General features: G+C 53.4%; 19 protein-coding genes. 15 read left to right on the top strand and 4 right to left on the bottom strand.

Annotated features, from left to right (window positions below; translation table 11 throughout):
* Window positions 1–144: 144 nt before the first annotated feature.
* From hyfB to focB, 11 genes are read left to right on the top strand one after another with little or no spacing between them, the layout of a single operon-like run.
* A complete protein-coding gene (gene hyfB / locus ACJHWK_RS13080) occupies window positions 145–2,163 on the top strand; it encodes a hydrogenase 4 subunit B (RefSeq protein ID WP_001521031.1) in 2,019 nt (672 codons plus the stop codon).
* A 10-nt stretch (window positions 2,164–2,173) separates the two neighbouring features.
* Entirely contained in the window at window positions 2,174–3,121 is a 948-nt protein-coding gene (gene hyfC, locus ACJHWK_RS13075) for a hydrogenase 4 subunit HyfC (RefSeq protein WP_410234853.1), read from the top strand.
* Window positions 3,122–3,137: 16 nt separating this feature from the next.
* Entirely contained in the window at window positions 3,138–4,577 is a 1,440-nt protein-coding gene (hyfD, locus tag ACJHWK_RS13070; protein ID WP_170886210.1) for a hydrogenase 4 subunit HyfD, read from the top strand.
* Window positions 4,578–4,588: 11 nt separating this feature from the next.
* On the top strand, window positions 4,589–5,239 hold the full coding sequence (hyfE, locus tag ACJHWK_RS13065) for a hydrogenase 4 membrane subunit (RefSeq protein WP_000147991.1): 651 nt from the start codon (window positions 4,589–4,591) through the stop codon (window positions 5,237–5,239).
* Window positions 5,240–5,243: 4 nt separating this feature from the next.
* The gene (gene hyfF / locus ACJHWK_RS13060; protein ID WP_001521035.1) at window positions 5,244–6,824 is read left to right on the top strand and encodes a hydrogenase 4 subunit F; all 1,581 of its coding nucleotides are present in this window, start codon (window positions 5,244–5,246) and stop codon (window positions 6,822–6,824) included.
* Complete coding sequence (gene hyfG / locus ACJHWK_RS13055) at window positions 6,814–8,529, top strand: hydrogenase 4 catalytic subunit HyfG (protein ID WP_410234852.1); 1,716 nt, start codon at window positions 6,814–6,816, stop codon at window positions 8,527–8,529. Before hyfF ends, hyfG begins: the two co-directional genes overlap by 11 nt.
* Window positions 8,530–8,538: 9 nt before the next feature.
* Entirely contained in the window at window positions 8,539–9,084 is a 546-nt protein-coding gene (gene hyfH / locus ACJHWK_RS13050; protein WP_000916074.1) for a hydrogenase 4 subunit H, read from the top strand.
* Window positions 9,081–9,839, top strand: a complete 759-nt coding sequence (gene hyfI / locus ACJHWK_RS13045; RefSeq protein ID WP_410234851.1) for a hydrogenase 4 catalytic subunit HyfI — start codon at window positions 9,081–9,083, stop codon at window positions 9,837–9,839. The genes hyfH and hyfI overlap by 4 nt, the downstream gene beginning before the upstream one ends.
* Window positions 9,832–10,245, top strand: a complete 414-nt coding sequence (hyfJ, locus tag ACJHWK_RS13040; protein WP_248422617.1) for a formate hydrogenlyase maturation HycH family protein — start codon at window positions 9,832–9,834, stop codon at window positions 10,243–10,245. Before hyfI ends, hyfJ begins: the two co-directional genes overlap by 8 nt.
* A gap of 29 nt (window positions 10,246–10,274) precedes the next feature.
* Window positions 10,275–12,287 (top strand): DNA-binding transcriptional regulator HyfR, encoded by a 2,013-nt coding sequence (gene hyfR / locus ACJHWK_RS13035; RefSeq protein WP_020233342.1) that lies wholly within the window; start codon window positions 10,275–10,277, stop codon window positions 12,285–12,287.
* Between the two features lie 21 nt (window positions 12,288–12,308).
* The gene (gene focB / locus ACJHWK_RS13030; protein WP_001521040.1) at window positions 12,309–13,157 is read left to right on the top strand and encodes a formate transporter FocB; all 849 of its coding nucleotides are present in this window, start codon (window positions 12,309–12,311) and stop codon (window positions 13,155–13,157) included.
* A gap of 36 nt (window positions 13,158–13,193) precedes the next feature.
* Here the strand turns inward: focB and ACJHWK_RS13025 are convergent, their stop codons facing one another.
* Window positions 13,194–14,255, bottom strand: a complete 1,062-nt coding sequence (locus tag ACJHWK_RS13025) for an AI-2E family transporter (RefSeq protein WP_000892042.1) — start codon at window positions 14,253–14,255, stop codon at window positions 13,194–13,196.
* A 212-nt stretch (window positions 14,256–14,467) separates the two neighbouring features.
* Here ACJHWK_RS13025 and bepA point away from each other — a divergent pair, with 212 nt between their 5' ends.
* Both bepA and arsC read left to right on the top strand, forming a co-directional pair.
* Window positions 14,468–15,931 (top strand): beta-barrel assembly-enhancing protease, encoded by a 1,464-nt coding sequence (gene bepA, locus ACJHWK_RS13020; protein ID WP_000489665.1) that lies wholly within the window; start codon window positions 14,468–14,470, stop codon window positions 15,929–15,931.
* Window positions 15,932–15,951: 20 nt separating this feature from the next.
* Window positions 15,952–16,311 (top strand): arsenate reductase (glutaredoxin), encoded by a 360-nt coding sequence (gene arsC / locus ACJHWK_RS13015; protein WP_000166449.1) that lies wholly within the window; start codon window positions 15,952–15,954, stop codon window positions 16,309–16,311.
* A 105-nt stretch (window positions 16,312–16,416) separates the two neighbouring features.
* Here arsC and ACJHWK_RS13010 read toward each other — a convergent pair whose 3' ends face one another.
* From ACJHWK_RS13010 to upp, 3 genes are all read right to left on the bottom strand, one after another.
* The gene (locus tag ACJHWK_RS13010) at window positions 16,417–17,118 is read right to left on the bottom strand and encodes a DnaA inactivator Hda (RefSeq protein WP_001307333.1); all 702 of its coding nucleotides are present in this window, start codon (window positions 17,116–17,118) and stop codon (window positions 16,417–16,419) included.
* Window positions 17,119–17,212: 94 nt separating this feature from the next.
* A complete protein-coding gene (gene uraA / locus ACJHWK_RS13005) occupies window positions 17,213–18,502 on the bottom strand; it encodes a uracil permease (protein WP_001309646.1) in 1,290 nt (429 codons plus the stop codon).
* An 85-nt stretch (window positions 18,503–18,587) separates the two neighbouring features.
* Complete coding sequence (upp, locus tag ACJHWK_RS13000; RefSeq protein WP_001295473.1) at window positions 18,588–19,214, bottom strand: uracil phosphoribosyltransferase; 627 nt, start codon at window positions 19,212–19,214, stop codon at window positions 18,588–18,590.
* Window positions 19,215–19,538: 324 nt separating this feature from the next.
* Here upp and purM point away from each other — a divergent pair, with 324 nt between their 5' ends.
* Both purM and purN read left to right on the top strand, forming a co-directional pair.
* The gene (gene purM, locus ACJHWK_RS12995) at window positions 19,539–20,576 is read left to right on the top strand and encodes a phosphoribosylformylglycinamidine cyclo-ligase (RefSeq protein ID WP_001295474.1); all 1,038 of its coding nucleotides are present in this window, start codon (window positions 19,539–19,541) and stop codon (window positions 20,574–20,576) included.
* Entirely contained in the window at window positions 20,576–21,214 is a 639-nt protein-coding gene (purN, locus tag ACJHWK_RS12990; protein ID WP_020233339.1) for a phosphoribosylglycinamide formyltransferase, read from the top strand. Before purM ends, purN begins: the two co-directional genes overlap by 1 nt.
* The last annotated feature ends 19 nt before the right edge of the window (window positions 21,215–21,233 follow it).

Raw genomic sequence — 21,233 nt, 5'->3', positions numbered from 1 at the left:
GGCTTACCAATATGGGCCAGAATTGCTGACCAGTTATCGTGAGAGTAATTCATCGGCACGTTAAATCATATCAGGCGTAATACCACAACCCTTAAGTTAGCGCTTATGGGAGGATCCCCTTTCCCTCACTCAGGAGCAACGCTAATGGATGCCCTGCAATTATTAACCTGGTCGCTGATCCTCTATCTGTTTGCCAGTCTGGCTTCGCTGTTTTTACTCGGTCTGGACAGACTGGCTATTAAGCTTTCCGGCATCACATCGCTGGTGGGTGGCGTGATTGGCATCATCAGCGGAATTACGCAATTACATGCAGGCGTAACTTTAGTCGCCCGTTTTGCCACGCCTTTTAACTTTGCCGATTTAACCCTGCGAATGGATAGCCTCTCGGCATTTATGGTGCTGGTTATCTCCTTGCTGGTGGTGGTTTGTTCGCTCTATTCATTGACTTATATGCGCGAATACGAGGGCAAAGGCGCGGCGGCGATGGGCTTCTTTATGAATCTTTTCATCGCATCGATGGTTGCCCTGCTGGTGATGGACAACGCTTTTTGGTTCATCGTGCTGTTTGAAATGATGTCGCTGTCTTCCTGGTTTCTGGTCATTGCCAGGCAGGATAAAACGTCAATCAACGCTGGCATGCTCTACTTTTTTATCGCCCACGCCGGATCGGTACTGATTATGATCGCCTTCTTGCTGATGGGGCGCGAAAGCGGCAGCCTCGATTTTGCCAGTTTCCGCACGCTTTCACTTTCTCCGGGGCTGGCGTCGGCGGTGTTCCTGATGGCCTTCTTTGGTTTTGGCGCGAAAGCCGGGATGATGCCGTTGCACAGCTGGTTGCCACGCGCTCACCCTGCCGCACCATCGCACGCTTCGGCGTTGATGTCTGGCGTAATGGTCAAAATCGGTATTTTCGGCATCCTGAAAGTAGCGATGGACCTGCTGGCGCAAACGGGTTTGCCGCTGTGGTGGGGCATTCTGGTGATGGCGATCGGCGCAATCTCCGCGCTCCTGGGCGTGCTGTATGCGCTGGCGGAACAGGATATCAAACGGCTGCTGGCCTGGAGTACCGTCGAAAACGTCGGCATTATTTTGCTGGCGGTCGGTGTGGCGATGGTCGGTCTGTCACTGCACGACCCGCTGCTCACCGTTGTTGGACTGCTCGGCGCGCTGTTTCATCTGCTCAACCATGCGCTGTTCAAAGGGCTGCTGTTTCTCGGCGCGGGTGCGATTATTTCGCGTTTGCATACCCACGACATGGAAAAAATGGGGGCACTGGCAAAACGGATGCCGTGGACAGCCGCAGCATGCCTGATTGGTTGCCTCGCGATATCAGCCATTCCTCCGCTGAATGGTTTTATCAGCGAATGGTACACCTGGCAGTCGCTGTTCTCACTAAGTCGTGTGGAAGCCGTAGCGCTACAACTTGCGGGTCCTATTGCTATGGTGATGCTGGCAGTCACTGGTGGGCTGGCAGTAATGTGCTTCGTCAAAATGTACGGTATTACTTTCTGTGGAGCGCCGCGCAGTACACACGCTGAAGAGGCACAGGAAGTGCCAAATACGATGATCGTCGCCATGCTACTGCTCGCGGCACTCTGCGTATTCATTGCGCTTAGTGCCAGTTGGCTGGCACCGAAGATAATGCACATTGCCCATGCGTTTACCAATACCCCTCCCGTCACTGTCGCCAGCGGAATAGCACTTGTACCCGGCACGTTTCATACACGGGTCACTCCCTCATTACTGTTGCTGTTACTACTGGCGATGCCTTTGCTGCCTGGCCTTTACTGGCTATGGTGTCGTTCGCGCCGCGCAGCGTTTCGTCGCACAGGAGATGCCTGGGCATGCGGCTACGGCTGGGAAAATGCGATGGCCCCGTCAGGCAATGGCGTGATGCAGCCGCTGCGTGTGGTCTTTTGTGCGCTATTTCGTCTACGACAACAGCTCGACCCTACGCTGAGGCTGAACAAAGGTCTTGCGCACGTCACCGCCAGGGCTCAGAGCACAGAACCCTTCTGGGATGAGCGGGTGATCCGCCCCATCGTGAGCGCCACCCAACGGCTGGCCAAAGAAATACAGCATCTGCAAAGCGGCGACTTTCGTCTCTATTGCCTGTATGTGGTCGCCGCACTGGTTGTGCTGCTAATCGCTATTGCCGTCTAAGGAAATCACCATGAGACAAACTCTTTGCGACGGATATCTGATCATTTTTGCGTTAGCACAGGCCGTGATTCTGCTGGCGCTAACCCCGCTTTTTACGGGGATTTCCCGGCAGATACGCGCGCGTATGCACTCCCGTCGCGGACCGGGGATCTGGCAGGATTATCGCGATATCCACAAACTGTTTAAACGCCAGGAAGTTGCGCCGACATCTTCAGGTCTGATGTTCCGCATGATGCCGTGGGTATTAATCAGCAGCATGCTGGTGCTGGCGATGGCCCTACCACTATTTATTACTGTTTCCCCTTTTGCGGGCGGCGGCGATCTGATCACCCTTATCTATCTTCTTGCCCTGTTTCGTTTTTTCTTTGCTCTTTCCGGGCTGGATACCGGAAGCCCGTTTGCGGGAGTCGGTGCCAGTCGCGAGTTGACGCTCGGCATTCTGGTCGAACCCATGCTCATTCTCTCACTGCTGGTATTGGCGCTGATAGCGGATTCCACGCATATCGAGATGATCAGCAAGACGCTGGCGACGGGCTGGAACTCGCCGCTAACCACCGTACTGGCGTTACTGGCCTGTGGTTTTGCCTGCTTCATTGAGATGGGAAAAATTCCCTTTGATGTTGCTGAAGCAGAACAGGAATTACAGGAAGGCCCGCTGACCGAATATTCCGGTGCCGGGCTGGCGCTGGCGAAGTTGGGGCTGGGGCTGAAACAGATCGTGATGGCAGTACTGTTTGTGGCCCTGTTTCTGCCCTTTGGGCGCGCGCAAGAACTTTCTCTCGCCTGCCTGCTGACTTCACTTGTCGTTACGCTGCTCAAGGTTTTGCTGATTTTTGTACTGGCCTCAATCGCAGAAAACACGCTGGCACGCGGGCGTTTTTTACTCACTCACCATGTGACCTGGCTTGGCTTCAGCCTTGCTGCGCTTGCATGGGTCTTCTGGTTAACCGGTCTGTAAGGAGCACTGACGGAATATGGAAAATCTTGCTCTGACGACGTTATTGCTGCCTTTTATCGGCGCACTGGTCGTTTCGTTTTCGCCACAACGTCGGGCCGCCGAATGGGGGGTTTTGTTCGCCGCGCTGACCACGCTGTGCATGTTGTCACTGATCTCCGCGTTTTATCAGGCCGATAAAGTTGCCGTCACGTTGACGTTGGTCAACGTGGGGGATGTGGCGTTGTTTGGCCTGGTCATTGATCGCGTGAGTACGCTGATTCTGTTTGTGGTGGTGTTCCTCGGTTTGCTGGTCACGATCTACTCCACGGGTTATCTGACGGATAAAAATCGCGAACACCCGCATAACGGCACGAATCGTTATTACGCATTTTTGCTGCTGTTTATCGGCGCGATGGCGGGACTGGTACTCTCTTCGACGCTGCTCGGTCAGTTGTTGTTTTTTGAAATTACGGGCGGCTGCTCCTGGGCGTTGATCAGTTATTACCAGAGCGATAAAGCGCAGCGTTCGGCACTAAAAGCGTTGCTTATTACCCATATCGGTTCGTTGGGGTTGTATCTTGCCGCCGCCACGCTGTTTTTGCAGACCGGAACGTTTGCGCTTAGCGCGATGAGCGAGTTACACGGCGACGCACGCTATCTGGTTTATGGTGGCTTCCTGTTTGCCGCGTGGGGGAAATCGGCCCAGCTACCGATGCAAGCGTGGCTACCGGATGCAATGGAAGCGCCAACACCGATCAGCGCCTATCTCCACGCCGCATCGATGGTGAAAGTGGGCGTTTACATTTTTGCCCGTGCCATTATCGACGGCGGCAATATCCCGCATGTGATTGGCGGCGTTGGCATGGTTATGGCACTGGTCACCATTCTTTATGGCTTCCTGATGTATTTGCCACAGCAGGATATGAAGCGGTTGCTGGCCTGGTCGACCATCACTCAACTTGGCTGGATGTTTTTCGGCTTGTCGCTCTCCATCTTCGGCTCGCGGCTGGCGCTGGAGGGCAGCATCGCCTACATCGTCAACCACGCGTTCGCTAAAAGCCTGTTTTTCCTTGTAGCAGGTGCGCTGAGTTACAGCTGCGGCACGCGCTTGTTGCCGCGTCTGCGTGGCGTATTGCACACCCTGCCGTTGCCAGGCGTGGGTTTCTGCGTGGCAGCGCTGGCGATTACCGGCGTACCGCCGTTCAACGGCTTCTTCAGTAAATTCCCGCTGTTTGCCGCCGGTTTTGCGTTGTCAGTGGAGTACTGGATCCTGCTGCCCGCCATGATTCTGCTGATGATTGAATCGGTCGCCAGTTTCGCCTGGTTTATTCGCTGGTTTGGTCGCGTCGTGCCTGGCAAACCGAGCGAGGCCGTCGCCGATGCCGCACCGCTGCCAGGATCAATGCGCCTGGTGTTGATTGTACTGATTGTGATGTCGCTGATTTCCAGCGTAATCGCCGCGACCTGGTTGCAGTAAGGAGATGATGAATGACCGGTTCTATGATCGTAAATAATCTGGCGGGACTGATGATGCTGACATCGCTGTTTGTGATTAGCGTCAAAAGCTATCGCCTGTCATGCGGATTTTACGCCTGCCAGTCGCTGGTGCTGGTGTCTATTTTCGCCACTCTCTCGTGCCTGTTCGCCGCAGAGCAACTGCTGATCTGGTCCGCCAGCGCCTTTATCACCAAAGTGCTGCTGGTACCGTTAATCATGACTTACGCTGCACGAAATATTCCCCAGAACATCCCGGAAAAAGCGTTATTCGGTCCGGCAATGATGACACTGCTCGCGGCGTTAATTGTCCTGCTTTGCGCATTTGTCGTTCAGCCCGTGAAGCTACCGATGGCTACCGGGCTGAAACCGGCGCTGGCGGTGGCGTTAGGTCATTTTCTGCTTGGCCTGCTGTGCATTGTCAGCCAGCGCAATATCCTGCGGCAAATTTTTGGTTACTGCCTGATGGAAAACGGCTCCCATCTGGTGCTGGCGCTTCTAGCCTGGCGTGCACCGGAACTGGTGGAAATTGGTATCGCTACCGACGCCATCTTCGCCGTCATTGTGATGGTGTTACTGGCAAGAAAAATATGGCGTACCCACGGCACGCTGGACGTGAATAACTTGACCGCGCTGAAGGGATAATGAGATGAGTTATTCTGTGATGTTCGCTTTACTCCTGCTCACGCCGCTGCTTTTTTCGCTGCTCTGTTTTGCCTGTCGGAAACGGGGGCACTCTGCGACTCTCGCGGTGACAGTATTACATAGCTTAGGGATCACACTGCTACTGATTCTGGCACTGTGGGTGGTCCAAACTGCCGCTGATGCGGGAGAAATATTCGCTGCGGGACTGTGGCTTCATATTGATGGTCTGGGCGGTTTGTTCCTCGCCATTCTTGGTGTGATTGGCTTTCTCACCGGTGTTTACTCGATTGGCTACATGCGTCATGAAGTGGCACACGGCGAGCTTTCACCCGTTACGCTGTGCGATTACTACGGTTTCTTCCATCTGTTTTTGTTCACCATGCTGCTGGTTGTCACCAGCAATAACCTTATTGTGATGTGGGCGGCGATCGAAGCCACCACCTTAAGCTCGGCGTTTCTGGTAGGCATTTACGGTCAGCGTTCATCGCTGGAAGCTGCATGGAAGTACATCATTATTTGTACTGTTGGTGTCGCTTTTGGTCTGTTCGGTACCGTGCTGGTATACGCCAACGCCGCCAGCGTTATGCCGCAGGCAGAAATGGCGATATTCTGGAGCGAGGTTCTTAAGCAATCGTCCTTGCTTGACCCAACATTAATGCTGTTGGCCTTTGTGTTCGTGCTAATTGGCTTTGGCACTAAAACCGGGCTATTCCCCATGCACGCCTGGCTGCCAGATGCTCACAGTGAAGCGCCGAGTCCGGTCAGCGCCCTGCTCTCCGCCGTATTGCTGAACTGCGCGCTGTTGGTGCTGATTCGCTATTACATCATTATTTGCCAGGCCATCGGCAGCGATTTCCCCAACCGGTTGTTGCTCATCTTCGGCATGTTGTCGGTTGCCGTGGCGGCATTTTTCATTCTGGTACAGCGGGACATTAAGCGTCTGCTGGCGTACTCCAGCGTGGAGAACATGGGACTGGTCGCGGTGGCGCTAGGCATTGGCGGGCCGCTGGGAATTTTTGCCGCGCTGCTGCACACCTTAAACCACAGTCTGGCAAAAACGCTGTTGTTCTGCGGTTCCGGCAATGTACTGCTCAAGTACGGCACGCGCGATCTCAACGTCGTCTGCGGAATGCTTAAAATCATGCCATTTACCGCCGTGTTGTTTGGCGGCGGTGCGCTGGCGCTGGCCGGGATGCCGCCCTTCAACATTTTTCTTAGCGAATTTATGACCGTTACCGCCGGACTGGCGCGTAATCATCTGCTGCTTATCGTCCTGCTGTTATTGCTGTTAACGCTGGTGCTGGCGGGCCTGGTACGGATGGCTGCGCGGGTGTTAATGGCGAAACCGCCGCAGGCCGTTAACCGGGGTGAACTTGGCTGGTTGACCACCTCGCCAATGGTGATTCTGCTGGTCATGATGCTGGCGATGGGAACGCATATTCCACAACCTGTCATCAGGATCCTGGCGGGCGCTTCCACTATAGTCCTCTCAGGGACGCACGACCTGCCTGCACAACGTAGCACCTGGCATGATTTTTTGCCTTCAGGCACCGCATCTGTTTCGGAGAAACACAGTGAACGTTAATTCATCGTCAAATCGTGGCGAAGCGATTCTCGCCGCCCTGAAAACGCAGTTCCCCGGCGCGGTGCTGGATGAAGAGCGACAAACGCCTGAACAGGTCACCATTACGGTGAAAATCAATCTGCTGCCTGACGTTGTGCATTATCTTTATTATCAACATGATGGCTGGCTTCCAGTCCTGTTTGGCAACGACGAGCGGACACTTAACGGTCATTACGCGGTTTATTATGCCCTTTCTATGGAAGGGGCCGAAAAATGCTGGATCGTGGTGAAGGCACTGGTCGATGCCGACAGTCGGGAGTTTCCGTCAGTCACACCGCGCGTCCCTGCCGCGGTCTGGGGCGAGCGAGAAATTCGCGATATGTACGGGCTGATTCCGGTTGGCCTGCCGGATCAGCGTCGGCTGGTGTTGCCCGATGACTGGCCGGAAGATATGCATCCGCTGCGCAAAGACGCGATGGATTATCGACTGCGCCCAGAACCGACGACTGATACCGAAACGTATCCGTTTATCAACGAGGGCAACAGCGATGCGCGGGTTATCCCTGTCGGCCCGCTGCATATCACCTCCGATGAACCAGGTCACTTCCGCTTGTTTGTGGATGGCGAGCAAATTGTCGATGCTGATTACCGCCTGTTTTATGTCCATCGCGGCATGGAGAAACTGGCAGAAACGCGGATGGGCTACAACGAAGTGACCTTCTTATCCGACCGCGTGTGTGGGATTTGCGGTTTTGCCCACAGTGTGGCCTATACCAACTCGGTTGAAAATGCACTGGGGATTGAGGTGCCGCAACGAGCGCATACTATTCGCTCGATTCTGCTGGAAGTCGAACGGCTGCATAGTCATTTGCTCAACCTTGGCCTCTCCTGCCATTTTGTTGGATTTGATACCGGCTTTATGCAATTTTTCCGCGTGCGGGAAAAGTCGATGACGATGGCGGAATTGCTGACCGGGTCGCGTAAAACCTACGGTCTGAATCTGATTGGTGGTGTTCGCCGCGATATTCTCAAAGAGCAACGTCTGCAAACGCTGAAACTGGTGCGCGAGATGCGCGCCGACGTGTCGGAGCTGGTAGAGATGCTGCTTGCCACGCCGAATATGGAACAACGCACTCAGGGCATTGGCATTCTCGACCGACAAATCGCCCGTGATTATAGCCCTGTCGGGCCGCTGATCCGCGGCAGTGGTTTTGCCCGTGATTTGCGCTTTGATCACCCCTACGCCGACTACGGCAATATTCCCAAAACGCTGTTTACCTTTACCGGCGGCGATGTCTTCTCCCGCGTGATGGTCCGTGTCAAAGAGACGTTTGATTCGCTGGCAATGCTGGAATTTGTCCTCGACAACATGCCGGATACCCCACTGCTGACCGAAGGCTTTAGCTATAAACCTCACGCATTCGCGCTGGGCTTTGTTGAAGCGCCACGTGGTGAAGACGTGCACTGGAGCATGCTCGGTGATAACCAAAAATTGTTCCGCTGGCGCTGTCGTGCCGCCACCTACGCCAACTGGCCAGTGCTGCGTTACATGCTGCGCGGCAATACCGTTTCTGACGCACCGCTGATTATCGGTAGCCTTGATCCCTGCTACTCCTGTACCGACCGTGTGACGCTGGTTGATGTGCGCAAGCGCCAGTCAAAAACCGTGCCGTATAAAGAGATCGAACACTACGGCATTGATCGTAACCGTTCGCCGCTGAAGTAAGGACAGAAGATGCTGAAGTTACTGAAAACTATTATGCGCGCCGGAACCGCGACGGTGAAATATCCCTTCGCGCCACTGGAGGTCAGCCCAGGCTTTCGCGGGAAACCGGACCTGATGCCCAGCCAATGTATTGCCTGCGGTGCCTGCGCTTGTGCTTGTCCGGCAAATGCGCTGACTATCCAGACCGACGACCAGCAAAATACGCGCACCTGGCAGCTCTATCTGGGGCGTTGTATTTACTGCGGACGTTGTGAAGAAGTGTGCCCGACCAGAGCCATTCAGCTTACCAATAACTTTGAACTGACCGTCACCAATAAAGCCGATCTCTATACCCGCGCGACGTTCCATCTACAACGTTGCAGCCGTTGCGAACGCCCGTTTGCCCCGCAAAAAACCGTCGCACTGGCTGCTGAATTGTTGGCACAGCAACAAAATGCGCCACAAAACCGCGAAATGTTATGGGCGCAAGCGAGCGTCTGCCCGGAGTGCAAACAACGCGCGACGCTGATCAACGACGACACAGATGAACCGCTGGTGGCTAAGGAGCAGCTATGAGTCCAGTGCTTACGCAACATGTCAGCCAGCCCATAACGCTGGACGAGCAAACGCAAAAGATAAAGCAGCATTTGCTACAGGATATCCGTCGCTCGGTTTACGTTTATCGCGTCGATTGCGGCGGCTGCAACGCCTGCGAAATCGAAATTTTTGCCGCCATCACACCCGTATTCGACGCAGAACGTTTTGGCATTAAGGTTGTTTCATCACCACGTCACGCCGATATTTTGTTATTTACTGGCGCAGTCACCCGAGCGATGCGTATGCCTGCACTTCGGGCATATGAGTCTGCCCCCGATCATAAAATCTGTGTTTCCTACGGCGCGTGTGGTGTCGGCGGCGGTATTTTCCACGATCTCTACAGCGTCTGGGGCGGCAGCGACACCATTGTCCCCATTGATGTTTGGATCCCCGGCTGCCCGCCAACACCGGCCGCCACCATTCACGGTTTCGCCGTGGCGCTCGGTTTGCTGCAACAGAAGATTCACGCGGTGGATTATCGCGATCCCACCGGGGTGACCATGCAACCGCTGTGGCCGCAGATCCCGCCATCACAGCGTATCGCCGTTGAGCGAGAAGCGCGGCGGCTGGCGGGCTATCGTCAGGGGCGAGAAATTTGCGATCGGCTCCTGCGCCATTTAAGCGACGATCCTACAGGAAATCGGGTTAACACCTGGTTGCGCGAAGCTGACGATCCGCGTCTCAATAGTATCGTTCAGCAACTCTTTCGCATTCTCCGGGGGTTACATGGCTGAGGAGTGCAGGGAAATTGTTTTCTGGACTCTGCGAAAAAAGTTTGTCGCCAGTAGCGACGAGATGCCGGAACACAGCTCTCAGGTAATGTATTACTCGCTGGCTATCGGTCATCACGTTGGCGTGATTGATTGCCTGAGTGTCACCTTCCGCTGCCCACTGACGGAATACGAAGATTGGCTTGCACTGGTCGAAGAGGAGCAAGCCCGACGTAAGATGCTGGGGGTGATGACCTTTGGTGAGATTGTTATTGACGCCAGCCACACCGCCCTGTTGACCCGGGCATTCGCGCCACTGGCAGATGACGCGATGTCGGCGTGGCAGGCGCGTAGCATTCAATTCATTCATCTGTTGGATGAAATTGTGCAGGAACCGGCCATCTATCTGATGGCCAGAAAAATTGCGTGAGAAGGATTTCTCATTAATAAGGACTGTTGATGGCTATGTCAGACGAGGCGATGTTTGCCCCGCCGCAAGGAATAACAATTGAAGCGGTAAACGGAATGCTCGCGGAGCGGTTAGCGCAGAAACACGGCAAGGCGTCTTTATTACGCGCCTTCATCCCGCTGCCGCCGCCGTTCAGCCCGGTACAACTTATTGAACTGCATGTTCTCAAAAGCAACTTCTATTACCGCTACCATGATGATGGCAGCGATGTGACGGCAACAACAGAGTATCAGAGTGAGATGGTCGATTATTCGCGCCACGCCGTCCTTCTCGGCAGTAGTGGAATGGCGGAGCTACGCTTTATTCGCACCCACGGCAGTCGTTTTACTCCCCAGGATTGCACACTGTTTAACTGGCTGGCGCGGATAATCACCCCGGTTCTGCAATCATGGCTCAATGATGAAGAACAGCAGGTGGCGCTGCGTTTGCTGGAGAAAGATCGCGATCATCATCGAGTACTGGTGGATATCACTAATGCAGTGTTGTCACATCTTGATCTCGACGATCTGATCGCTGACGTCGCTCGTGAGATCCATCATTTTTTCGGTCTGGCTTCAGTCAGTATGGTACTGGGCGATCATCGAAAGAACGAGAAGTTCAGCCTGTGGTGCAGCGATCTTTCTGCCTCACATTGTGCGTGTCTGCCACGCTGTATGCCTGGCGAAAGTGTATTGCTGACACAAACGCTACAAACCCGACAACCGACCTTGACGCACCGTGCAGACGATCTGTTTCTCTGGCAACGCGACCCGTTATTACACTTACTTGCATCTAACGGCTGCGAATCTGCGCTCCTTATACCGCTCACCTTTGGCAACCATACACCGGGCGCATTGTTGCTGGCGCATACCTCTTCCACTCTCTTTAGTGAGGAAAACTGCCAGCTACTACAACATATTGCCGATCGCATCGCTATTGCCGTTGGCAATGCCGATGCCTGGCGCAGCATGACCGATTTGCAGGAAAGCTTGCAGCAAGAAAACCACCAGCTTAGCGAGCAGCTCCTTTCGAATCTGGGCGTCGGTGACATTATCTATCAAAGCCAGGCAATGGAAGATTTGCTCCAGCAGGTAGATATTGTGGCGAAGAGCGACAGTACGGTGTTGATTTGTGGTGAAACCGGAACCGGCAAAGAGGTGATCGCCAGAGCGATCCATCAACTTAGCCCACGACGCGACAAGCCACTGGTCAAAATCAACTGCGCTGCCATCCCCGCCAGTCTTCTGGAAAGTGAGTTATTCGGTCATGACAAAGGGGCATTTACTGGTGCGATTAATACCCATCGTGGTCGTTTTGAAATTGCCGATGGCGGCACGTTGTTTCTCGATGAAATTGGCGATCTGCCGTTAGAACTTCAGCCTAAACTGCTGCGCGTATTGCAGGAACGGGAGATTGAGCGTCTCGGCGGGAGTAGAACGATCCCGGTAAATGTCAGAGTCATTGCCGCCACCAACCGTGATTTGTGGCAAATGGTTGAAGATCGCCAGTTTCGCAGCGATCTCTTTTATCGCCTGAATGTCTTCCCACTGGAACTGCCGCCACTGCGCGACCGTCCGGAAGATATCCCTCTTTTAGCAAAGCATTTCACGCAAAAAATGGCGCGCCATATGAATCGCGCAATTGACGCCATCCCGACCGAGGCGCTACGCCAGTTGATGTCGTGGGACTGGCCGGGCAACGTGCGCGAGCTGGAAAACGTGATTGAGCGAGCGGTACTACTGACTCGCGGTAACAGTCTGAATTTACATCTTAATGTCCGACAAAGCCGTTTACTGCCGACGCTAAATGAAGATTCAGCGCTTCGCAGTTCAATGGCGCAGTTGCTGCACCCGACGACGCCAGAGAATGACGAAGAAGAACGTCAGCGCATTGTTCAGGTATTGCGAGAAACCAATGGCATTGTTGCCGGGCCCCGTGGCGCGGCGACGCGATTAGGGATGAAGCGCACCACGCTGCTGTCACGAATGCAGCGGCTGGGGATCTCGGTTCGCGAGGTGTTGTAATCTGTTTTTGCAGGAGTATGCATGAGAAACAAACTCTCTTTCGACTTGCAGTTGAGCGCCAGAAAAGCGGCAATCGCTGAACGGATTGCCGCCCATAAAATTGCCCGCAGTAAAGTGTCGGTCTTTTTAATGGCGATGTCCGCTGGCGTGTTTATGGCGATCGGATTTACTTTTTACCTTACCGTTATCGCCGATGCCCCGTCTTCACAGGCATTAACCCATCTGGTGGGCGGCCTTTGCTTTACACTTGGCTTTATTTTGCTGGCGGTTTGCGGCACCAGCCTGTTCACCTCGTCGGTAATGACGGTAATGGCAAAAAGTCGGGGCGTTATTAGTTGGCGAACATGGCTGATTAATGCACTTCTGGTGGCCTGCGGTAATCTGGCAGGTATTGCCTGTTTCAGTTTGTTAATCTGGTTTTCCGGGCTGGTGATGAGTGAAAACGCGATGTGGGGAGTCGCGGTTTTACACTGCGCCGAGGGCAAAATGCATCATACATTTACTGAATCAGTCAGCCTCGGCATTATGTGCAATCTGATGGTTTGCCTGGCGCTGTGGGTGAGTTATTGCGGACGTTCGTTATGCGACAAAATCGTCGCCATGATTTTGCCCATCACCCTGTTTGTCGCCAGTGGTTTTGAGCACTGTATCGCCAATTTGTTTGTGATTCCGTTCGCCATTGCCATTCGCCATTTCGCCCCTACCTCCTTCTGGCAACTGGCGCACAGTAGCGCAGACCATTTTCCGGTACTGACGATCAGCCATTTTATTACCGCCAATCTGCTCCCGGTGATGCTGGGTAATATTATCGGCGGTGCAGTGCTGGTGAGTATTTGTTATCGGGCTATTTATTTACGTCAGGAACCCTAAAAATCAGCCCGGCGAAACAGTTCGTCGGGCTGAAGATTATTCTTGCGCGATTTGCCCATCGGGCCAGGCGTGAATCACGGCTTTGATCAGCGTCGCCAATGGAATGGCGAAGAATACGCCCCAGAATCCCCACAAACCACCGAAGATCACCACCGATAAAATAATCACCAGCGGATGCAGGTTAACCGCTTCGGAGAACAACACCGGCACTAGCAGGTTGCCGTCCAGCGCCTGAATAATCAGATACACCGCGAAGCAGCTCCAGAATTCCGTGCCAGCACCAAACTGGAATAGCGCCACGCCAATCACCGGAATGGTCACCACAAATGCGCCAATGTACGGAATAAGAACCGAGAAGCCGACCAGCACCGCCAGCAGCAGCGAATAGTTCAGCCCGAAGAGTAAGAACCCCAGCCAGGTGGCGATCCCCACCACGATCATCTCCAGCACTTTGCCGCGGATATAGTTGGTGATTTGTTGATTCATCTCCTTCCACACCTGTCCTGCCAGTCCGCGGTTACGCGGTAGCACCCGACGAACGGCGTTCAGCATCTGCTCTTTGTCTTTCAACAGGAAGAAGACCATCAATGGCACCAGCACCAGATAGACAGCTATGGTGAGCAAACCGACCAGCGAGGCGAGGGAAATTTTCACCACCGAATCGCCCATGGTAAGCATCCGACTGCGCATATTTTCGGCCATTGCATCAATAATGCCCGCATCCATCAACGCCGGATAGCGGCGCGGCAACGTGGCGGCAAAGTCAGAAAGCTTATTGAGCATCCCCGGCATATCGCGGATTAAGTAGATGCCCTGTTGCCAGGCGATAGGCAGTACCACGAACGCCATCAGTAGCAATATACCGACGAAAACCACCAATACAATCGACGTCGCCCAGCGGCGGGAGCAGCCAATAGATTGCAGGCGCACGGTTGGCCATTCCAGCAAATAGGCCAGCACAATAGCCACCAGCAACGGAGCAAGCAGGCCACTAAAGAAAAAGATAATGCCAAATCCGGCAACTAAAATAACCAGCAAGGCAATCGCTTCCGGGTCGCTAAAACGGCGGCGATACCATTGCATCAACATTTCGAGCATAAAGACCTTCCCTGAACCTCAAGAGCGGGATTGCGATCCGCAATTGTATCGAAATGTCACAAAAAAGACTTCGCTTTTTATGACGGATTCAGGAAACTGAAAAGTCATTTGAGTGGGCTAATCTTCGCCGTTACACTCAAAGGCGGCGCGGTGGGAACGATATTTCACAGTATCGGTCAAATGACTATCTTCAGAAATACAGGATAGAGGTTATGTTCAGGCAGTTGAAAAAAAACCTGGTTGCAACCCTCATTGCTGCTATGACCATTGGTCAGGTAGCCCCGGCGTTTGCCGACAGCGCAGACACCTTGCCGGATATGGGAACCTCCGCAGGAAGCACGCTTTCCATTGGCCAGGAAATGCAGATGGGCGACTATTATGTCCGCCAGCTACGCGGCAGCGCGCCGTTAATTAATGACCCGCTGTTAACGCAATATATTAATTCGCTGGGTATGCGTCTGGTTTCGCATGCCAATTCGGTTAAGACACCGTTTCATTTCTTTCTGATCAACAACGACGAAATTAACGCCTTTGCTTTCTTTGGCGGCAACGTGGTGCTGCACTCTGCCCTGTTCCGTTATTCCGATAACGAAAGTCAACTGGCTTCAGTTATGGCGCACGAAATCTCCCACGTCACCCAACGTCACCTGGCGCGAGCGATGGAAGATCAGCAGCGCAGCGCGCCGCTGACCTGGGTCGGCGCATTAGGTTCTATTTTACTGGCGATGGCCAGTCCGCAGGCGGGGATGGCTGCGCTGACCGGTACACTGGCGGGAACGCGCCAGGGGATGATCAGTTTCACCCAGCAAAATGAACAGGAAGCGGACCGCATTGGTATTCAGGTGCTGCAACGCTCGGGATTCGATCCGCAGGCGATGCCGACCTTCCTCGAAAAATTGCTCGATCAGGCGCGTTACTCCTCGCGTCCGCCGGAAATTTTATTGACTCACCCGTTGCCGGAAAGTCGTCTGGCAGATGCCCGCAACCGTGCTAATCAGATGCGTCCGATGGTGGTGCAGTCGTCGGAAGATTTCTATCTGGCGAAAGCGCGCACACTGGGGATGTATAATTCCGGACGTAACCAGCTCACCAGTGATTTGCTGGATGAATGGGCGAAAGGAAACGTTCGTCAGCAACGAGCGGCGCAATATGGTCGTGCTTTACAGGCGATGGAAGCCAATAAATACGACGAAGCGCGTAAAACGCTGCAACCGTTACTGGCGGCAGAACCTGGCAACGCATGGTATCTCGATCTGGCTACCGATATCGATCTTGGGCAAAACAAAGCCAATGACGCTATCAATCGCCTGAAAAATGCCCGCGATTTGCGCACCAATCCAGTGTTGCAGCTCAACCTGGCGAACGCTTATCTGCAAGGCGGTCAACCACAAGAAGCGGCCAATATTCTGAATCGCTACACTTTTAACAATAAAGATGACAGCAACGGCTGGGATTTACTGGCACAGGCGGAAGCCGCGCTAAATAACCGCGATCAGGAACTGGCTGCGCGAGCAGAAGGTTATGCGCTCGCCGGGCGACTCGATCAGGCCATTTCCTTGTTGAGTAGCGCCAGTTCTCAGGTGAAATTAGGCAGCCTGCAACAAGCGCGTTACGATGCGCGCATCGACCAGTTGCGCCAGCTGCAGGAACGCTTTAAGCCTTATACCAAGATGTAATTCGCATTAAAGGAAGAACAATGACCAAACAGGTAAAAATCTACCATAACCCACGCTGTTCAAAGAGCCGGGAAACGCTAAACCTGCTGAAAGAAAACGGCGTGGAGCCAGAAGTGGTGCTCTACCTTGAGACACCCGCCGATGCGGCAACGCTGCGTGATTTGCTGAAAATGCTGGGGATGAATAGCGCTCGTGAATTGATGCGCCAGAAAGAGGATCTTTATAAAGAACTGAACCTGGCTGACAGTTCGCTTAGCGAAGAGGCGCTGATTCAGGCAATGGTGGATAATCCGAAGCTAATGGAGCGCCCGATTGTGGTCGCGAATGGCAAAGCGCGAATTGGTCGTCCACCGGAGCAGGTGCTGGAAATCGTGGGTTAAGAAGTGCTCCATCGCTAGTTGAAGCACATTGCCGGATGCGACGCTTGCCGCGTCTTATCCGGCCGACGAATACTATGGGTGCGCATCCGACAATAAACGTCTTGTCTACAGTTTCAGAATTTCTTTCACAAACGGAATGGTCAGCTTACGTTGCGCGGTAATCGACGCACGATCCAACTGATCCAACGTCATAAATAACGTGCGCATCTCTCTGTCGAGCCGCTTCAACAAGAAACGCCCCACATCTTCCGGCAGTTCAAAACCACGCAAACGCGCGCGTAACTGTAGCGCCTGCAACTTATCTTCATCAGAAAGTGGCTGCAATTTGTAGATCTGCCCCCAGTCGAGACGCGACGCGAGATCCGGTAATCCCAGATTCAACTGCCGCGGTGGACGATCGCCGGTGATTAACAACCGTGTTTTGCCCGATTCCAGAATTCGATTGTAGAGATCGAAAATCGCCATCTCCCACAACTCATCGCCTGCAATACACTCAATGTTGTCGATACAGACCAGCGACAAATGCTCCATACCGTCGAGCACTTCCGGAACAAACCAGGTGCGTTTATCCAGCGGGACATAGCCCACCGCATCGCCACGCTGCGACAATTCCGCGCAAGCCGCGTGCAGCAGATGGCTGCGCCCCGCGCCTTCGCGTGCCCAGAGATAGATGTAACCGCTATGTTCCTGACGCAGCACGTTTTGCAGCGCGGCCAGTAAAGAGGAGTTATCCCCCGGCCAGAAACTTGCAAAGGTTTCGTCGTCAGGAAGATAAAGTGGCAAAGAGAGCTGTGCCGGTGTGTTCAGAGATACCTCAACCAGGATTTCACAAAATCGCGAGAAGTTTACCACAGAATCCCATGATGTTTGAACCGGGCAGCAACACTGCCCGGTCGGTACATTATTTGTCTGTTATATCCGCGTCTTCTGCGTCCAGCACCACTTCTTCAGGGCGCAGCACACTAATCATTTTGAAGATCAAACTTAAGCCGATACCGACGATGGTCGCCAGCGCCATACCTTTCAGCTCCGCCGCGCCGATGTTTACCTTCGCGCCACTGACACCGATGATCAAAATCACGGAAGTCAGGATCAGGTTCTGTGCTTTGTTGTAATCCACTTTCGATTCGATCAAAACACGAATACCGGAAGCACCGATGACACCATAAAGCAGCAGCGAAACGCCGCCCATCACCGGCAATGGGATCATCTGGATAGCAGCAGCCAGTTTACCGACGCAGGAAAGCAGGATAGCGAAAATCGCCGCCCCGCCGATAACCCAGGTACTGTAAACACGGGTGATCGCCATCACGCCAATGTTTTCCCCGTAGGTGGTGTTTGGCGTGGAGCCAAAGAAGCCGGAGATCACGGTCGACAAGCCGTTAGCAAACATCGAACGGTGCAGACCTGGATCGCGCAGCAGATCTTTTTTGACGATATTAGCCGTTACCACCAGGTGCCCTACGTGTTCGGCAATAACCACTAACGCCGCTGGCAGAATAGTCAGAATGGCAAACCACTCGAAGCGCGGCGTATAGAGGGTTGGCAGCGCAAACCAGTGAGCATTAATAATCGGCGTGGTATCGACAATTCCCATTGCGAAAGAGAGCGCGTAACCCACCAGCACGCCAATTAAAATCGGGATAATTGCCAGGAAACCACGAAACAGCACGGAACCTAAAACCGTGACTGCCAGGGTGGTAATGGAGATGATGATGGTTTTGGAGTCTGGCGTTTGCCCTTCAGCCGGGAGTAAACCTGCCATACCGGCAGCTACGCCCGCCAGCTCCAGACCGATGACGGCAACGATTGCGCCCATTGCCGCAGGTGGAAACAGCACGTCCAGCCAGCCGGTCCCCGCTTTCTTCACGATAAAAGAAACCAGGCAGAACAGCACGCCGCACATAATAAAGCCGCCCAGCGCGACTTCATACCCTAACGGCAACAGTAACAATACCGGTGAAATAAAGGCAAAGCTGGAACCAAGATAAGCCGGAATTTTCCCTTTACAGATGAAGAGATACAGCAGTGTTCCTATACCGTTAAATAACAGTACAGTCGCCGGGTTAATATGAAATAAGACGGGCACCAGGACGGTTGCACCAAACATGGCGAACAAATGTTGCAAACTAAGCGGGATTGTCTGTAAAAGTGGCGGTCTTTCACTCACCCCGATAGCACGGCGCGTCATAGTATTATCCTCTGTATTATGTGTTATAGGCGCTTTACTCAAAAAAAAGCCGACTCTTAAAGTCGGCTTTAATTATTTTTATTCTTTATTTCGTACCAAAGATTTTGTCACCGGCATCGCCGAGGCCCGGAATAATGTATCCGTGCTCGTTCAGTCCCTGGTCAATCGATGCAGTATACAGTTCGACGTCCGGGTGCGCTTTTTCCAGCGCTGCGATACCTTCTGGCGCAGCGACCAGCACCAGAACTTTGATGCTGCTGCAGCCCGCTTTTTTCAGCAGGTCGATGGTCGCGATAACGGAACCACCGGTTGCCAGCATTGGGTCAACGATCAGCGCCATACGCTCATCGATGTTAGAAACCAGTTTCTGGAAGTACGGTACCGGCTCCAGCGTTTCTTCATTACGGTACATACCGACGACGCTGATGCGCGCGCTCGGAACGTTTTCCAGCACACCGTCCATCATCCCCAGACCCGCACGCAGAATTGGCACAACGGTAATTTTCTTACCTTTGATCTGGTCGATTTCTACCGGGCCGTTCCAGCCTTCGATAGTTACTTTTTCCGTTTCGAGGTCGGCGGTCGCTTCGTAAGTCAGCAGGCTACCCACTTCGGAAGCGAGTTCGCGAAAGCGCTTGGTGCTGATATCTTGCTCACGCATCAGTCCCAGCTTGTGTTTGACGAGTGGGTGTTTGACTTCCACGATCTTCATACTCTTTCTCCTTTGAGGGGCAGCCACAAAAAAAATCGACGGATTATACCTCCTTTCTTCAAGGCGGCAATATTATTTTCGTTGACTTTAGTCAAAATGATAACGGTTTGAGATAAAGTTATTTTATATTCAAATGGTTATGGAAGAAGATTATTCCATCCGAAAACGATCCTTTGCCCTGGTACAAGTATTGTTTTGCCGCGCGCCTGGGGAAAAGACGTACAAAAAGGTTGTGTAAAGCAGTCTCGCAAACGTTTGCTTTCCCTGTTAGAATTGCGCCGAATTTTATTTTTCTACCGCAAGTAACGCGTGGGGACCCAAGCAGTGACCGATAAAACCTCTCTTAGCTACAAAGATGCCGGTGTTGATATTGACGCGGGTAATGCTCTGGTTGGAAGAATCAAAGGCGTAGTGAAGAAAACGCGTCGTCCGGAAGTGATGGGCGGTCTGGGCGGCTTCGGTGCGCTGTGTGCATTGCCGCAAAAATATCGTGAACCCGTGCTGGTTTCCGGCACTGACGGCGTAGGTACCAAGCTGCGTCTGGCGATGGACTTAAAACGTCACGACACCATTGGTATTGATCTGGTCGCCATGTGCGTTAATGACCTGGTGGTGCAAGGTGCGGAACCGCTGTTTTTCCTCGACTATTACGCAACCGGAAAACTGGATGTGGATACCGCTTCAGCGGTGATCAGTGGCATTGCGGAAGGTTGTCTGCAATCGGGCTGTTCACTGGTGGGTGGCGAAACGGCAGAAATGCCGGGGATGTATCACGGTGAAGATTACGATGTCGCTGGTTTCTGCGTTGGCGTGGTAGAAAAATCAGAAATCATCGACGGCTCTAAAGTCAGCGATGGCGATGTGCTGATTGCACTCGGCTCCAGCGGTCCGCACTCGAACGGCTATTCGCTGGTGCGCAAAATTCTTGAAGTCAGCGGTTGTGATCCGCAAACCACCGAACTTGATGGTAAGCCATTAGCCGATCATCTGCTGGCACCGACCCGCATTTACGTGAAGTCCGTGCTGGAGTTGATTGAAAAGGTCGATGTGCATGCTATTGCGCACCTGACCGGCGGCGGCTTCTGGGAAAACATTCCGCGCGTATTGCCAGATAATACTCAGGCAGTGATTGATGAATCATCCTGGCAGTGGCCGGAAGTGTTCAACTGGCTGCAAACGGCAGGTAACGTTGAGCGCCATGAAATGTATCGCACCTTCAACTGCGGCGTCGGGATGATTATTGCCCTGCCTGCTCCGGAAGTGGACAAAGCCCTCGCCCTGCTCAATGCCAACGGTGAAAACGCGTGGAAAATCGGTATCATCAAAGCCTCTGATTCCGAACAACGCGTGGTTATCGAATAATGAATATTGTGGTGCTTATTTCCGGCAACGGAAGTAATTTGCAGGCAATTATTGACGCCTGCAAAACCAACAAAATTAAAGGCACCGCACGGGCAGTTTTCAGCAATAAGGCCGACGCGTTCGGCCTTGAACGCGCCCGCCAGGCGGGTATTGCAACGCATACGCTCATCGCCAGCGCGTTTGACAGTCGTGAAGCCTATGACCGGGAGTTGATTCATGAAATCGACATGTACGCACCCGATGTGGTTGTGCTGGCTGGTTTTATGCGCATTCTCAGCCCGGCGTTTGTCTCCCACTATGCCGGGCGTTTGCTGAACATTCACCCTTCTCTGCTGCCGAAATATCCCGGATTACACACCCATCGTCAGGCGCTGGAAAATGGCGATGAAGAGCACGGTACATCGGTGCATTTCGTCACCGATGAACTGGACGGTGGCCCGGTTATTTTACAGGCGAAAGTCCCGGTATTTGCTGGTGATACGGAGGATGACATCACCGCCCGCGTGCAAACCCAGGAACACGCTATTTATCCACTGGTGATTAGCTGGTTTGCCGATGGTCGTCTGAAAATGCACGAAAACGCCGCGTGGCTGGATGGTCAACGTCTGCCGCCGCAGGGCTACGCTGCCGACGAGTAATGCCCCGTAGTTAAAGCGC

Source organism: Escherichia sp. WS547 (genome assembly GCF_046486065.1).
GTDB lineage: Bacteria > Pseudomonadota > Gammaproteobacteria > Enterobacterales > Enterobacteriaceae > Escherichia > Escherichia coli.
Note: the sequence above shows the minus strand (reverse complement) of the source record. Positions and strands in the feature narration are given on the sequence as shown.